The sequence below is a fragment of the Mycoavidus sp. SF9855 genome (assembly GCF_024582735.1).
Classification (GTDB): domain Bacteria; phylum Pseudomonadota; class Gammaproteobacteria; order Burkholderiales; family Burkholderiaceae; genus Mycoavidus.
Genome location: NZ_CP102085.1, coordinates 1,510,721 through 1,526,201, shown reverse-complemented (window position 1 = coordinate 1,526,201; position 15,481 = coordinate 1,510,721). Strand labels below are relative to the sequence as shown.

The window sequence follows — 15,481 nt, the reverse complement described above, 5'->3', positions numbered from 1 at the left end:
TCAAACCGCTGCTGAAGAAGTGGGTAGTAATTTGAATAAGCCAACTAATAAACTCGTTTGTGTTAAAAACAAACCAATCACCCAAGCCACTAAAGTGTCTTTTAGCTTGGAAAGCTTGATATCCGTATCTTTGCTTGCAAGTTCAAAGCGGGTACCCATATCTTTGCGTAATTCACTGATATCTTTATGCACATGAGAAAATTTTTCATCTACTCGAACTTCAAGCTGGGCTAAATCGTCTTTTGTGGCTAACCTCTCATCGATAAGCTGCGCTTGCAGGCCGGATAAAGTTTCCGCCTGCTCGAGCGGCATGCCGGCTGCAGTCAGCCGCTTGATGAACTCGTAAGTGTCAAAGATTAATTTACTCATGAGAAGCGTCCTATATTGAGTTAATGTAGCATATTCGTATTTGTTGCTGGTAAGCACTATGCAACCTCTCTCTGTTTAAACATTGCATATATTTGTTCGGGTAACCCTCTCAGAGGCGAAGGCTTTTGAGGCATTAAGCCAGGTTTATAGTGCATGTTGGCATGTTGCTTCCACGGCACGAGCTTAACTAAAAAACGACTTCCATCGGCAATCACAATTTGCTCGCCCGCCAGCGCTGCCTCAATGAGGCCGCATAACTTGATTTGTGCTTCATAAATATCGACGACTCGCATTATTTAATCTCCATCTATTTAACCCGTTAAAGTTATATTTATTCTATTTGGTTTTAATTGAGAGCGCAAGCTTATTGATGCAATTTTTGTGTATGATTTTTGGTGCGGCAGCAAGGGCAACCGCCATGTGTTTGATTTAACTCGGCTGAGGGCCTTCGTCAGCGCCTTTCTTGAGGCGCGTGAGCCAGGCAGTGTGCTGCGCAACTATGCTGATGCAGCCAAACAGCCTCCGATTTTAGAGGCTGTCTCGGCTATCTTTAAGCGTTCATCCCGTGGTGGCGCAACAGCGCATCAAGCGTGGGTTCACGACCGCGAAACGCTGTGAATGACGCCATCGCGGGCCGGCTGCCCCCGGTTTCAAGTATTTCCGTGCGGTAGCGAGCGCCGATAATCGGGTCAAGGACGTTGCCATTTTGGGCTTGCGCAGCTTCTTCGAACGCCGCATAAGCATCGGCGGATAACACTTCGGCCCATTTATAGCTGTAATAGCCAGCCGCATAGCCGCCTGCAAAAATATGGCTGAAGGTATTTGGCCAGCGCGAGAACGGGGCCTGCGAGATGACATGGTAGGTGTCATTCAGAGTGCGTGCCAGTTCGTCGATGCGGGTGGTACCAGTCGGGTCAAAGCCAGTATGTAAATGCAAATCAAACATCGACAAAACGACCTGCCTGAGCGTGCCTAAACCACTTTGAAAATTTTTGGCGGCCAGCATTTTGTCAAACAGAGTTCGAGGTAGTGGCTCGCCAGTATCAATATGCGCGCTCATTGCGTGCAGTACTTCCCATTCCCAGCAGAAGTTTTCCATAAATTGCGACGGCAATTCAACCGCATCCCATTCAACGCCATTAATGCCGGAGACGGCGAGTTCATCAATGCGCGTGAGCATATGGTGCAGCCCGTGGCCGAATTCATGGAACAGGGTAATCACGTCATCGTGCGTGAAGCAGGCAGGTTTGTCGCCAATCGGTGCTGAGAAATTACACACTAGGTAGGCAGCCGGCGTTTGGATGGCACCATCTTGCTGGCGGCAACGAGCCCGGGCATCATCCATCCAGGCGCCGCCACGTTTGCCTTCGCGGGCGTAAAGATCAAGGTAGAAGTGTGCAATGAGCTGACCACTGGCGTTTTCGATGCGGAAAAATCGTACATCGGGGTGCCAGGCCGGCGCGTGGTCAGCGCGTAAAGTAATATTAAAAAGCGTTTCGGCAACTTTGAATAGACCGGCAAGTACGGTATTTTCAGGGAAATACTGTTTGACTTCGTTTTCAGAAAACGAGTAGCGCTGCTCACGCAATTTTTCAGAGGCAAAGGTAATATCCCATGGCGCCAACTCGGCCAAGCCAAGCTCGCTGGCGGCAAAATCTTGTAATTGCTGCCAGTCTTTTTCCGCATAGGGGCGGGCGCGTTGCGCTAGATCATCAAGAAACTGTTTGACTTGCGCTGGGGACTCGGCCATTTTGGAGGCCAGTGACACTTCAGCGAAATTGGCATAACCGAGCATATGCGCTTCTTCGGCACGCAGGGTAAGCTGTTCGATGATATTTTGGGTATTGTCCCACTCAAGCTTACCGTTGCTGTATTGGACGCCCAATTCTGATGCCCGGCTATGATATGCCCGGTACATTGCCTCGCGCAGTGGCCGATGTTGAGCAGATTGCATCACCGGGAAATACGACGGGAAATGCAAGCTAAAGGCCCAGCCTGCTTGACCATTTTTAGTCGCCAGGTGACGCGCGCTCTCGCGCACATCAGCGGGCAAGTCGGCCAACTCAGCCTCATTGGTCACTAGATATGAATAGGCATTGGTGGCATCAAGCACGTGGTCAGAAAAGGCTTTTGATAAATTCGCTTGACGCTCTTGCAAAGCCGCAAAACGTGGCTTGCTGGCGTCATCTAGCTCAGCGCCGGCAAGCCTGAATTCGCGTAGCGCGTTATCGAGGATTTTTTTACGTGCCGCAGATAAGTCTGAGTTATCGGGGTTTGCCGCAATCGCCTTATATTTTTCGTAGAGCGCTAAATTTTGGCCGACGTTGGTCCAGAATTCAGTGACACGTGGGAGGTTTTCGCTGTGCGCTGCGCGTAGCTCTGGGGTGTCAGCCACCGCATTGAGGTGACCAATTACGCCCCACGCGCGCGACAGCGGCTCGGTTGCGCGCTCGACGGCTGCCACTATATTTTGCCAGTCAGTCGGCGTGTCAGGTGCACTGGCACGCTCAATGGCGGCGGTTGCATTGGCGAGCAACTCATCCAGCGCGGGTGTGACGTGTTCGGCGCGAATCTGCGCAAAGCGTGGTAAATCGGAAAAGTCGAGCAGCGGATTATCAGATTTCATAAAATTTTTAAGCGATCTGTGAATTGAGGTGATCTGTACATGCTTGTTCGGCCGCTTCAACGGTATTCACAAGCAACATGGTGATGGTCATTGGACCGACGCCGCCAGGTACCGGCGTGATATGGCCAGCCACTTCTTTGACCTGTTCAAAATCAACATCACCGCAAAGTTTACCTGCTTCATCACGGTTCATGCCAACATCAATGACGGTCGCACCGGGTTTAACCATATCGGCCGTCAGGAGATTGCGCTGACCGGCAGCTGCAATTACGATATCCGCTGTGCGCGTATGAGCGGCCAGGTCTCGCGTTTTGCTATGGCAGATGGTGACCGTGGCGCCAGCCTCAAGTAACAGCAGCGCCATTGGTTTGCCGACAATATTTGAGCGGCCAATCACGACCGCCTCGGCGCCGCTCAGCGGAATCTTTGAAGCTTGCAGCATCTTTATAACACCATATGGCGTACAGGGTCGAAAGCGCGCTTGGCCAGTGAGTAACGCGCCGGCGTTGGCAATATGAAAGCCATCCACGTCTTTAGCGGCGGCAATGGCTTCAATCACTTTATGGCTGTTAATATGTGCCGGCAGAGGCAATTGCACCAAAATGCCGTGAATGGCTGGGTCGCGATTGAGCATCTCAATGCGCGCTAGCAACTCGGCTTCACTGAGATTTGCTGGGTAACGGTCGCATGAAGAATGCAGGCCATGTTCCTCACAGGCTTTCACTTTATTGCGGACATAGACAGCACTGGCTGGATTGTCGCCGACTAATATCACCGCCAGCCCAGGCCGGCACCCTTGTTGGGCAAGAGTAGCAGCGCGCGCGGCGACGTCAGCGCGGACAATTTTTGAGAGGGCGTTGCCGTTAATTAAAGTAGCGGTCATGATAATAGTAGAGGGCGAGTTTTGTAGTCTGGCAAAATTGTAGAGTGTCGATGAGGCTACAAAACAAATACCTTGTTGATGGAAAGCAACACATTATACTGGCTATGTCATGGCTGCAAAGAGGCCTGATTATTCTCAACGCGTGTTTGATCTCTGTCGCGGGCGGCGCTCACCGAGCTTTGTTTTGCCGCCAATTTTATGCTGCAATGCAATAATATTTCACATTATGGGAATATTTCCCGTAATTTGGAAATTCTTCTTGCATTGCTGAATGCGCGCTCTTTACAATTTGGCCGTTAAGACCTGTTTCGGCTTAAATCGCTTTCTAAAGCGAAATACGCCAAACAGGGAAGCAGTTCTTTCATCAGGAGACAAAATGTCTGCCGTACCCAAGGAAGTGTTGAAATATATTGCTGTCGAACACGATGAAGATCCCGAAGAAACGGGTGAGTGGCTAGAGGCGCTTGAAGGCGTGCTGGCCAGTGTTGGCCCGCAACGTGCTCACTATTTGATTGAAAAACAGATTGAGCTTGCCCGCTTGCGCGGCGCTCATTTGCCATTTTCGGCAACCACGCCTTATATCAATACGATTCCAGTTGAGCAGCAAGTGCAATATCCTGGGGACTCGGACATTGAACACCGCATTCGATCCTATACGCGCTGGAATGCCGTTGCGATGGTCTTGCGCGCGGGTAAAGAGACGAACGTAGGAGGCCATATCGCCTCCTTTGCCTCCGCCGCTACGCTGTATGACGTGGGCTTTAACCATTTCTGGCATGCGCCTTCTAAGGAGCATGGGGGCGATTTGATTTTTATGCAGGGCCATTCGTCGCCGGGCATTTATTCGCGAGCCTTTTTGTTGGGCCGGCTGACGCAAGAGCAACTGGATAATTTCCGCCAAGAGGTGGGGGGCAACGGCATTTCGTCTTATCCGCATCCATGGTTAATGCCGAATTTTTGGCAATTCCCAACCGTGTCGATGGGGTTGGGGCCAATTATGTCTATTTATCAGGCGCGCTTCATGAAGTACCTAGCGATGCGTGGCATCGTTCAAACTGAAGGGCGCAAAGTATGGGCCTTTTTGGGCGATGGCGAGACCGATGAGCCCGAGTCCCTCGGCGCGATTGGCATGGCCGGCCGCGAACGGCTCGATAATCTGGTGTTTGTGGTGAACTGCAATCTACAGCGGCTCGATGGTCCGGTGCGCGGCAGTGGCTCGATTATCCAGGAATTGGAGTCTTCTTTCCGTGGCGCGGGCTGGAATGTGATTAAGATCGTTTGGGGCAGCCGCTGGGATGCTTTGTTTGCCCGTGATAAAACGGGTGTACTGATGCGCCGCATGAGGGCCGTCGTCGATGGCGAATACCAAACTTACAAATCTGAAAGCGGCGCTTATGTGCGCGAGCATTTTTTCAATACACCAGAGCTCAAAGCATTAGTTTCAGATTGGTCAGATGACGATATTTGGAATTTAAATCGTGGCGGACACGATCCGCATAAAATTTATGCAGCTTTCTCCGCAGCGTCGCAAGCGTGTGGCCAACCCACCGTAATTTTAGCCAAAACCATTAAAGGCTATGGCATGGGTGAAGCAGGTCAAGCGATGAATATCACCCATCAGCAAAAGAAAATGCCGATTGATGCACTGAAAAAATTCCGTGATCAATTCCGTCTGCCGATTACAGATGAAGCCCTGGCCGATGTCCCTTACCTGAAATTTGAAGAGGGTTCAAAAGAGCTGACCTATATGCGGCAGCAGCGCATGGCGTTAGGCGGTTATTTGCCGGCTCGCCGCGCTAAGGCTGAGCCGTTGCCAGTGCCTGCGTTAACTAGTTTTGAGCCGGTTTTAAAAGGAACCGGAGAAGGCCGCGAGATTTCAACGACGATGGCTTTTGTGCGGATTTTAAATATCTTGCTCAAAGATAAAGCGTTGGGTAAGCGGATCGTGCCGATTGTGCCGGATGAGTCGCGGACGTTCGGCATGGAAGGTTTGTTCCGGCAGATTGGCATTTGGAATCAGGACGGCCAAAAATATGTGCCGGAGGATTCTGATCAGCTGATGTTTTATAAAGAATCAAAAACTGGCCAGATTTTACAAGAAGGGATTAACGAAGCGGGCGGGATGTGCGACTGGATCGCGGCGGCAACGGCGTATTCAACGCACGGCGAGCAGATGATTCCCTTCTATATCTTTTATTCGATGTTTGGCTTTCAGCGCGTTGGCGATCTGGCATGGGCTGCTGCCGATATGCGCTCGCGTGGCTTTTTGCTGGGCGCGACAGCTGGGCGCACTACGCTCAATGGCGAAGGGTTGCAACACGAAGATGGCCATTCGCATCTGTTTTCAGCCGGGATTCCAAACTGCGTAAGCTATGATCCGACATTTGGCTATGAGCTCGCGGTTATTATGCAAGATGGCTTGCGCCGGATGGTGCAGGAGCAAGAAGACGTTTATTACTATATTACGGTAATGAATGAAAACTACGAGCATCCGGCATTGCCGGCAGGCATTGAGCAAGATATTGTGAAAGGCATGTATTGCTTTAAGAAAGCCGATTCTCAGCAGGACACAATGCCCCGCGTGCAACTGCTCGGTTCAGGTACCATTTTCAATGAAGTGATTGCGGCTGCCGACCTACTAGCAAAAGATTGGGGGGTGGTTGCCGATCTATGGGGGTGCCCAAGCTTTACCGAGCTTGCTCGAGATGGGCAAGCCACTGAGCGACACAATCTACTCCATCCTGCTGAGGCGCCAAAGCGCTCTCACGTTGAGACATTGCTAAAAGACGCCAAAGGCCCAGTGATTGCGGCAACGGATTATGTACGCGCCTTTGCTGAGCAAATCCGGGCTTTTGTGCCAGGTCGCTATGTGGTGTTGGGGACAGATGGTTTTGGCCGCTCGGATACACGCGAGAAGCTGCGCCACTTCTTTGAGGTTGACCGCTATTGGGTCACCGTGGCGGCGCTCAAAGCCTTGGCGGATGAAGGCGTGATTAAGCCACAGCTTGTGGCTGAAGCATTAGCCAAATATCAGCTCGATCCGGCTAAACCTAACCCAATGACCGTTTAGTAGGCCTGTTCATATCGATGTATGGATAGGATATAGTGCAGCCCCTTATACGGGTTGCATATCCTCCTCTTAGAGAACACATAATGAGTCAAATCATTGAAATTAAAGTACCGGACATTGGCGACTACGCTGACGTGCCAGTCATTGAAGTGCTGGTGAGCCCAGGAGACATGGTTGAGGAAGAGCAGTCTTTGCTGAGTCTCGAGTCGGACAAAGCCACGATGGATATCCCGAGTCCCAGCGCTGGTCGGGTCAAAGAAATCAAAGTGAAACCCGGCGCGCGTGTTTCTCAGGGCACAGTGATTGTTTTGCTTGAGAGCGTGGCCGAAGCCCCGCTAGCCGAGCACGCGTCGCCGGCTCAAGAAGCGGCCACGAATCGCCCTCAATTGCCGGTAGCGCAGAGTATCGTAGGTGCGCCCACTGAGCAGCAGGGAGCCTCAGCCAACTTGAGCCCGCCGCCTCGCCCCGCGTTAGCACCAACGTCAGCAGAGGCAACGGCTCTAACTGGCGTAGCCAGCCCGCAAGCAGACCGCACGGCAAGCCATGCCAGTCCTTCAGTACGCCAATTTGCGCGCGAGCTTGGGGTCGATGTGCAGCAGATTAGCGGCAGCGGGCCTAAAGGACGTATCACACAAGACGATGTGCGGGCTTACATAAAGGCTGCATTGCAAGGTGGCTTGCCGGCCTCGGGCGCGGTAGCGAGCGGCGCCGGTGGTGGCCTCAATTTACTTCCCTGGCCACAAGTTGCCTTCACAAAATTTGGCCCAGTCGAAGCCAAGCCCTTATCGCGTATCAAAAAAATTGCAGGCGCTAACCTGCATCGCAATTGGGTCATGATTCCCCATGTGACGAGCAATGAAGATGCCGATATTACAGAGCTCGAAGCTTTCCGGGTAAAGCTAAACCAAGAAAATAATAAAACTGCCGCCAAGGTCACCATGCTGGCTTTTTTAATCAAAGCCAGCGTTGCGGCGCTTAAACAATACCCCAGCTTTAATACCAGTCTGGATGGCGATAACCTGATTTATAAACAGTACTATCACATTGGCTTTGCGGTAGATACCCCGAATGGTCTGGTGGTGCCGGTGATTCGAGACGCCGATCAAAAAGGGGTGCAGGAGATTGCACAAGAGACCGCAGAACTGGCTCAACTCGCCCGCGAAGGCAAGCTCAAATCTGACCAGATGCAGGGTGGCTGCTTTTCAATTTCTTCGTTAGGCGGTATTGGCGGCACCTACTTCACGCCCATTATCAACGCGCCTGAAGTGGCTATTTTGGGCGTTTGCCGTAGTGCGCTAAGCCCGGTATGGGATGGTCAGCAGTTCATGCCACGTCTCATGTTACCGCTTTCTTTATCGTATGACCATCGCGTTATCGATGGCGCTGAAGCGGCTCGTTTTAACGCCTATCTGGCTGCTGTGCTAGCCGATTTCCGCCGTGTAACCCTGTAGTAAAGGTTTGATAGATGAGTTCAATTGAAACTAAACAGCCGCCAGCAGCGGATCCGGTGGAGTGTGATTTACTGGTACTAGGCGCTGGGCCCGGTGGCTATGCTGCCGCGTTTCGAGCCGCTGATCTTGGCTTGAACACGGTACTGGTTGAACGTTACCCAACGCTTGGCGGGGTCTGTTTAAATGTCGGCTGCATTCCGTCGAAAGCCTTGCTCCATACCGCGCAAATTAGTGCGGAAGTGAAAGCCTTGGCGGCGCACGGTATCTCGTTTGGCGAAGCACAAATCGATTTAAATAAACTGCGTGCCTTTAAATCTGGGGTGATCGCCAAGCTAACCGGCGGCTTAGCGCAGATGGCAAAAGCGCGTAAAGTGCAAGTTATAAATGGGGTAGGTGAATTTACTAGCCCTCACCAGCTGGCCGTCCAAGCCGAAGCCGGTCAGGTGCGCCAGGTCAAATTCAAGCACGCCATTATTGCGGCGGGCTCGCAGTCAATACCGTTGCCTTTTATGCCGGCTGACCCGCGCATCGTTGATTCAACGGGCGCACTTGAATTGCGGCAGATTCCACAGCGCATGTTGGTGATTGGCGGCGGCATCATCGGCCTTGAAATGGCAACCGTTTATTCAGCGCTTGGCGCACAAGTTGATATTGTTGAAATGTCGGATACCCTGATGGCCGGGGCCGATCGTGATTTGGTCAAAGTATGGGAAAAATTTAATGCGCCTCGCTTTGGGCAGATCATGCTAAAAACCAAAACGGTTCAAGCTGAAGCTAAAAATGATGGGATTCATGTTAGTTTTGAAGGCGCACAGGCGCCTAGCAGTGCACAATGTTATGACCTGGTGCTAGTAGCCGTCGGGCGCAAGCCCAATGGCCATCAAATCGGCGCCGACAAAGCCGGCGTCCAGGTCAATGAGCGCGGCTTTATCCTCGTTGACCAACAGCAACGCACCAATGTGCCGCATATTTTTGCAATTGGCGATGTCGTGGGTCAGCCTATGTTGGCCCATAAAGCTGTGCACGAAGGGCATATTGCGGCGGAAGTCGCCGCCGGCCAGAAAGCTTATTTTGATGCGTATCAGATCCCTTCGGTTGCCTATACGGATCCAGAAGTGGCGTGGACGGGCAAAACGGAAGCCCAGTGTCAAGCAGAAGGCATGCAATACGGTAAAGCAGTGTTTCCGTGGGCCGCTTCCGGCCGAGCCATTGCCAATGGCCGCGATGAAGGCCTCACCAAACTGATTTTTGACCAAACGACGCACCGTGTGATTGGCGGCGGGATTGTCGGTACCAGCGCGGGAGATCTCATTGGCGAGCTTTGCCTGGCAATTGAGATGGGGGCAGACGCAGCCGATATAGGTAAAACGATTCATCCCCATCCGACGCTCAGCGAATCAATTGGCATGGCGGCCGAACTGTTTGAAGGCGTCTGCACCGACTTACCTGCGCAACGAAAGAAATAGCATTAGCTGAACAGCCTACTTTATCTTTGCTAAGCTTTCCGTTAGCATCCAGACATTGAGTCAGCCCAAGGAAGGGATCTATGCAAGTCTGTGACATACTGAAAGTCAAAGGGAATACGCTTTTCACGGTAAGGCCTGAGACACCGTTGCTCGAAGCGGTGGATACCATGGCGACGCACGATATTGGTTCGTTGGTCGTGATGGAAGAGGGTAATCTGGTGGGTCTGCTCACCTTCCGAGAGATTATTCTGACTTTGCGAGCAAGTGACGGCGTGATTGGCGCCACCCCTATCCGTGACGTCATGAATAGCAGTCCATTGGTTTGTTCGCCCGAGACGGATGTTAATGTGGTCCGCCGCATGATGCTAGAACGACATGCACGCTATTTGCCGGTGTTAAATGAGCGCACCTTAATGGGGGTGATTTCGTTTTACGATGTGGCTAAAGCCGTGGTTGAGGAGCAAGGTTTTGAAAACCGCATGCTCAAAGCTTATATTCGGGATTGGCCTGAAACCGAAAGCCAATGAAGTGGCTGCCTTGAGACGATGTACACTGGGCCGGCAATGCCGCTTTTCTCAATTCTCCGTTTAATTTTTTAGGCCAGCGGATATGTCCGGTAACACTCTTGGTACGCTTTTCACGGTTACCACCTTTGGCGAATCCCACGGTCCGGCGATTGGCTGTGTCATCGATGGCTGTCCGCCTGGACTGACTCTGACGCAAAATGATATTCAGCTTGAGTTAGATCGCCGTAAGCCTGGCACGTCGCGTCATGTGACGCAGCGCAAAGAAGACGATAGTGTTGAAATCCTTTCCGGTGTCTTCGAGGGCATCACGACGGGTGCGCCAATTGGACTGTTGATCCGCAATACGGATCAACGGAGCAAAGATTACGGCAATCTTGTCGATACCTTTCGTCCTGGCCACGCAGATTATACTTACTGGCATAAATATGGTCTGCGCGACTATCGCGGTGGCGGCCGTTCATCGGCACGCTTAACAGCGCCCTTGGTAGCGGCAGGCGCAGTCGCAAAAAAATGGCTGCACGAGCATCTAAAGATCAAAATACAAGCCTATATGGCCGCGCTTGGCGAGATCGATATTCCATTCATTGATTGGGCCTATGTGCCAGAAAATCCGTTTTTTTCCCCTAATGCAGAGATTGTGCCGCAGCTAGAAGCTTATATGGATCAACTGCGTAAAGAAGGCGATTCAATCGGTGCACGCATCACGGTCATCGCAAGTGGCGTACCAGTTGGCCTGGGTGAGCCTGTTTTTGATAAACTAGACGCGGATATCGCGCACGCGATGATGGGCATTAATGCCGTTAAAGGGGTTGAAATTGGCGCTGGTTTCGCCAGCATCGCCCAGCGTGGCTCGCAGCATGGCGATGAACTGACCCCGGCTGGCTTTATGAGTAATCATGCAGGGGGTATTCTTGGCGGCATTACGAGTGGCCAAGATATCACCGTCTCTCTTGCCATTAAGCCGACTTCGAGCATTCGCACGCCACGCCAGTCGATTGATAAAACCGGTGCGCCGGCGATGGTTGAGACCTTTGGGCGGCATGACCCCTGTGTTGGCATTCGCGCCACGCCAATTGCTGAAGCAATGCTCGCCTTGGTATTGATGGATCATGTACTGCGTCATCGCGCACAGTGCGGCGACGTGCAGGTGTTAACGCCGCGTATTGCTGCTTCAGCGAGATAAGCCCGCTATAAATCCTATTCCTGCTTAAGCCGATTGCGTGCTGTATCAAGTGCTTCGCACAGTCGTGCTGCACCTTGCGCAATGCGTGGGGCAGGGCGGTCGAGTAAATCTGCATCAATCGCAAAAAGAGCATTATGCTGAGTGGCGCTCAGTTGCGGCCAATTGCGCCAGCGCTCTAAGCTGGGTAGGGCTTGAGCGGTTGCGATTGCGCTCGGGCGCGACACAATAATTGCCTGCGGGTCAGCTGCCAGCACCGCTTCTAGCGAAATAACAGGAGCCTCTAGTGCTAAATCAGCAAACACATTATGGCCGCCGCATAATCTAATCACAGCGCTGGCTATTTGCTTGCCGTTCAGCGTGATCAAAGGCTGATCAGATACTTGATAAAACACCCGTACTGGTGCACGTTGCGCATAGCGTGTGCGTAACGCTGCAATGTCAGCACGCAATCGAGCCGCGGCTGAATCGGCGGTGGCGCGGGTGTCAAATAAAATGCCAAATTTTTCAAGCGTGATAGAAATATCGTCGAGCTGGCGTGGCGCGTTATAAAAAATCGGAATATGTAATTTGCGCAGAGCGTTCAACTGACGCTCCACATTGCCATGCTGCCAAGCCACTACCAAATCAGGTCGCAACGCAATGATTTGCTCCAAATCAAGTGCTTGGTAATCGCCCACTCGCGGTAACTGTCTCGCGGCATTTGGGTAATCGCTATGCTTGACAGTACCGCGCAATACAGATCCGCCGCCGGCTGCGTAAATTAATTCAGTGAGATGCGGTGCTAGGCTAATCACCCGTTTGGCCGGTGTGGTAAGCGTGACTACTGTGCCGACATCGTCTGTCACCTGGATATTTGCATAGGCACTATAGGGTGTTATTGCTAGCACGCTAATCAGTAGTTGGATCAAATTTTTATGTAAGCGCATTTTGTTGCAAGCTCAGTAGTGCGTATCGTTTAAGCGCACACCAGGTCTCCTTAGACAAATTATAAGGGGGGGGATGCTACGCTTAACTGAATGTGCAGGCAGATGATGGTCGCTGAATTTTTCGGATAATGACTATTATAATTTATTATTGATAGGTATATTTTATATTAGTCTTTGCCTGCGCCAAGATTCACATCTGTAAATAGTGCTTGACAAATAGTTTGGGTCAACTATTCTAAAAAATAAGTTAAAAAACGTGTTTATTAGTTGTGTGTAAGGGCTTTGTCATTAAGACTAAGCCCATGCACTCTGAGCTTAAGAAGTAAAGAAAAAATACCTATCATAAATAAAAAATTGAGCCAGAAGCAGTTAATTAGGCGAAAAAATATTGAAATATTTTTAGGGGCACAAATAATGTCAAAAGATCAAATTTTGATTACTGGATCCAAAGGATTAATTGGTAGAGCTCTTAAGAGTCGTTTAGAAAACCTTGGCATCCAAGTTGTTGGAATGGATATTAACTATCCGACCCCTCATGAAGAGTATGGAGATATACGCGATGGGCAGCGATTTGAAGAGATAGCTGCTGAATGTGTCGGTATTGTACATCTCGCTGCCGTTTCCAGAGTCATTTTTGGTGAGAGAAATCCAAAGCTTTGCTGGGACGTGAATGTACATGGTACAGATCGCATACTAAGTCGACCCTGAATAACTCGTAAGCTCTTATGTGGTAAAGGTTTTTCGTCGAAATAGAGTGGCACAAATTGCAATAAAATGGCATATTAAGAAAATAAATCTTGCAATTTGTGATGAGGCAAAAATGGGTCCAAAGGCAACGGCGAGCACAGGAGATTTATTCCGGTATCCGCTAAACGAACAGATCAATATGAAGCATCCGTTGGTGCGACTGGCGGGTTTAATCAACTGGGATCAGCTTAGCGTGTTGATGAGTGAGAGCTTCACCTCAAATAGAGGTCGACCTGCGACCTCGCCACGGCTCATAGCAGGCTTACTGTATCTGCAATACGCATTCAATTTGTCTGATGAAGAAGTGGTGTTGGGTTGGCTGGAAAACCCCTACCATGTGCGCCGGGAGACCGGCAAGGTGTCGGTGGTGAAAGTCCACTACGATGAAGGCGTAGCAAGCCACATCGCCCCCAAGCCGTGCGCAGGCATCCGCGAGGAGGTCAGCGAAGCGTCGGTAGGGGTACATATAGGCCAGCCATGGAGCCACGAAATGGTTCATATCCCGGATGCTGACGCGATGTGGTACGCGGAAAGCTATACGAGCAGGCGCGATATTGCGAGTGTCTGTCGATCCGGCGTGGTCGAAGACCCTGGCATGTATGCAAGCACCTTGCATGGGAACCGGGAGATCTCATGCCTGACCTGGTGGAAATGTAATCGCCAGGCCCGCATCGGGAAGGTGAGGAGCCGAAACCGATGATGCACGGGCATGAGAAGTCAGACTCCGCCATAGTAGCTATGAAACCTGCGAACAAAGCTGCAACAAAAGCTGCGGAGCGGGCGGAGCCAAGGGCGGGGACCAAGAGGAACATGAGCCAAACTCACACGTGCCGGGCGCAGAACCGGGGGAGCGTGTCACAGGGATTGGAGCGTGTACGAGAGTTAGCGAAACGGCATAAGAAGATGCGTTTTACCACATTGCTCCATCACCTCACGGTAGACCGCTTGAGAGAGGCATTTTATGCACTCAAACGCAAGGCGGCGCCAGGGGTAGATGGAACGAGGTGGCAAGACTACGAGGCAGGACTAGAAGAGCATCTTCAGACTTTGCATAAGCGAGTACATACGGGAAGCTATCGTGCCCAGCCAGTGCTGCGTCGGTACATACCTAAGAGCGATGGCAATCTCAGACCTCTAGGAATAGCAGCACTAGAAGATAAGCTTGTGCAGAGTGTGATGGTAGATATACTCAATGCCATCTATGAAGAAGACTTCTTGGGTTTCTCATACGGATTCCGACCAGGACGCAGTCAACATGATGCGCTGGACGCAGTAGCAGCAGCAATACAGCAGAGACCGGTGAACTGGATTCTGGACGCAGACATACGAAACTTCTTCGACTCAGTTAATCGAAAATGGTTAATCCGTTTTGTAGAACATCGTGTTGCAGACCCTCGAGTTATTCGCTTAATTAGCAAATGGCTGGAGGCAGGAGTACTGGACAAAGGACAATTGCTGGTGGTCCAAACCGGTACCCCCCAGGGGTCAGTGATTTCGCCATTATTAGCGAATATATACTTGCATTATGTATTCGATATATGGGTAAATAGCTGGCGACATCGATGCCCACGAGGGCAAGTGATAGTCTCGCGGTATGCTGACGATACAGTGTTGGGATTTCAGTATGAAGAAGATGCATTACTACTCAAACAAGCGCTTGAACAGCGTTTGGAGAAGTTTGATCTCATGCTACACCCCAAGAAGACCCGATTGTTGGAGTTCGGACGATATGCCACCGAACGGCGATAACGCAAAGGACTTGGAAAGCCAGAGACGTTTACCTATTTGGGGTTCACTCACATAAGTGGCACGTCACGTAGCGGCGCTTTCCAACTCAAACGCTCAAGCCGTAAGGATAGGATGCGCGCAAAGCTTCAGCAAGTAAAAGAGCAAATGCGCAGAAGAATGCATGAGTCGATTGCCTCACAAGGGCGATGGCTCGCGCAGGTCGTTCGAGGCTACTTCGCATACCATGCGGTGCCAACCAACATGAAGGCGCTGCGTGCGTTTAGACACAGTATTATGCATCTCTGGCGGCGGACGCTACGGCGACGCAGTCAAAAGGATAATATGACGTGGCAACGTATACAGCGGCTAGCTAACGAGTGGCTACCTCAACCAAGGATTCTTCACGAATGGCCGGATCGCCGATTTGCCGTCAAATACTCAAGGTAGGAGCCGAATGCCCGAATTGGGCACGTTCGGATCTGTGCGGGGGGTATCAGGTAACTGG

Annotated in this window: 10 protein-coding genes and 3 pseudogenes; 8 read left to right on the top strand and 5 right to left on the bottom strand. The window is 51.2% G+C overall.

Annotated elements, in window-relative coordinates; translation table 11 throughout:
* The 4 genes from NQD60_RS05965 to folD all read right to left on the bottom strand — a co-directional run bounded on the left by NQD60_RS05965 (position 1) and on the right by folD (position 3,878).
* Positions 1-369, bottom strand: a complete 369-nt coding sequence (locus NQD60_RS05965; protein WP_257100062.1) for a CCDC90 family protein — start codon at positions 367-369, stop codon at positions 1-3.
* A gap of 56 nt (positions 370-425) precedes the next feature.
* The gene (locus NQD60_RS05960; protein ID WP_257100061.1) at positions 426-662 is read right to left on the bottom strand and encodes a type II toxin-antitoxin system Phd/YefM family antitoxin; all 237 of its coding nucleotides are present in this window, start codon (positions 660-662) and stop codon (positions 426-428) included.
* 257 nt (positions 663-919) lie between these two features.
* Entirely contained in the window at positions 920-2,995 is a 2,076-nt protein-coding gene (locus tag NQD60_RS05955) for a M3 family metallopeptidase (protein ID WP_257100060.1), read from the bottom strand.
* Between the two features lie 7 nt (positions 2,996-3,002).
* The gene (folD, locus tag NQD60_RS05950; protein WP_257100059.1) at positions 3,003-3,878 is read right to left on the bottom strand and encodes a bifunctional methylenetetrahydrofolate dehydrogenase/methenyltetrahydrofolate cyclohydrolase FolD; all 876 of its coding nucleotides are present in this window, start codon (positions 3,876-3,878) and stop codon (positions 3,003-3,005) included.
* A 376-nt stretch (positions 3,879-4,254) separates the two neighbouring features.
* Here folD and aceE point away from each other — a divergent pair, with 376 nt between their 5' ends.
* The 5 genes and pseudogenes from aceE to aroC all read left to right on the top strand — a co-directional run bounded on the left by aceE (position 4,255) and on the right by aroC (position 11,575).
* Positions 4,255-6,948, top strand: coding sequence for a pyruvate dehydrogenase (acetyl-transferring), homodimeric type (aceE, locus tag NQD60_RS05945; protein ID WP_257100058.1), 2,694 nt, complete (start codon positions 4,255-4,257; stop codon positions 6,946-6,948).
* Positions 6,949-7,031: 83 nt separating this feature from the next.
* Complete coding sequence (gene aceF / locus NQD60_RS05940; RefSeq protein WP_257100057.1) at positions 7,032-8,399, top strand: dihydrolipoyllysine-residue acetyltransferase; 1,368 nt, start codon at positions 7,032-7,034, stop codon at positions 8,397-8,399.
* A gap of 44 nt (positions 8,400-8,443) precedes the next feature.
* Positions 8,444-9,865, top strand: a pseudogene (gene lpdA / locus NQD60_RS05935) (dihydrolipoyl dehydrogenase); the annotation flags it as partial.
* A gap of 80 nt (positions 9,866-9,945) precedes the next feature.
* A complete protein-coding gene (locus NQD60_RS05930; RefSeq protein WP_257100056.1) occupies positions 9,946-10,392 on the top strand; it encodes a CBS domain-containing protein in 447 nt (148 codons plus the stop codon).
* 82 nt (positions 10,393-10,474) lie between these two features.
* On the top strand, positions 10,475-11,575 hold the full coding sequence (aroC, locus tag NQD60_RS05925) for a chorismate synthase (protein ID WP_257100055.1): 1,101 nt from the start codon (positions 10,475-10,477) through the stop codon (positions 11,573-11,575).
* 14 nt (positions 11,576-11,589) lie between these two features.
* On the opposite strand, the gene NQD60_RS05920 is transcribed toward aroC, so the two are convergent.
* Complete coding sequence (locus tag NQD60_RS05920; RefSeq protein WP_257100054.1) at positions 11,590-12,501, bottom strand: cobalamin-binding protein; 912 nt, start codon at positions 12,499-12,501, stop codon at positions 11,590-11,592.
* Positions 12,502-12,915: 414 nt separating this feature from the next.
* Between NQD60_RS05920 and NQD60_RS05915 the strand changes: the two genes are divergently transcribed.
* From NQD60_RS05915 to ltrA, 3 genes and pseudogenes are all read left to right on the top strand, one after another.
* The gene (locus NQD60_RS05915) at positions 12,916-13,209 is read left to right on the top strand and encodes an NAD(P)-dependent oxidoreductase (RefSeq protein WP_257100053.1); all 294 of its coding nucleotides are present in this window, start codon (positions 12,916-12,918) and stop codon (positions 13,207-13,209) included.
* A 112-nt stretch (positions 13,210-13,321) separates the two neighbouring features.
* A pseudogene (locus NQD60_RS05910) lies at positions 13,322-13,582 on the top strand (transposase); the annotation flags it as partial.
* Positions 13,583-13,947: 365 nt separating this feature from the next.
* Positions 13,948-15,423, top strand: a pseudogene (ltrA, locus tag NQD60_RS05905) (group II intron reverse transcriptase/maturase).
* Positions 15,424-15,481: the final 58 nt, after the last annotated feature.

Coding starts and splice junctions, on each gene's coding strand:
- NQD60_RS05960 (WP_257100061.1), bottom strand. CDS start 662: ATGCGAGTCGTCGATATTTATGAAGCACAAATCAAGTTATGCGGCCTC.
- aceF (WP_257100057.1), top strand. CDS start 7,032: ATGAGTCAAATCATTGAAATTAAAGTACCGGACATTGGCGACTACGCT.
- NQD60_RS05920 (WP_257100054.1), bottom strand. CDS start 12,501: ATGCGCTTACATAAAAATTTGATCCAACTACTGATTAGCGTGCTAGCA.
- NQD60_RS05955 (WP_257100060.1), bottom strand. CDS start 2,995: ATGAAATCTGATAATCCGCTGCTCGACTTTTCCGATTTACCACGCTTT.
- aceE (WP_257100058.1), top strand. CDS start 4,255: ATGTCTGCCGTACCCAAGGAAGTGTTGAAATATATTGCTGTCGAACAC.
- NQD60_RS05930 (WP_257100056.1), top strand. CDS start 9,946: ATGCAAGTCTGTGACATACTGAAAGTCAAAGGGAATACGCTTTTCACG.
- aroC (WP_257100055.1), top strand. CDS start 10,475: ATGTCCGGTAACACTCTTGGTACGCTTTTCACGGTTACCACCTTTGGC.
- NQD60_RS05915 (WP_257100053.1), top strand. CDS start 12,916: ATGTCAAAAGATCAAATTTTGATTACTGGATCCAAAGGATTAATTGGT.
- folD (WP_257100059.1), bottom strand. CDS start 3,878: ATGACCGCTACTTTAATTAACGGCAACGCCCTCTCAAAAATTGTCCGC.
- NQD60_RS05965 (WP_257100062.1), bottom strand. CDS start 369: ATGAGTAAATTAATCTTTGACACTTACGAGTTCATCAAGCGGCTGACT.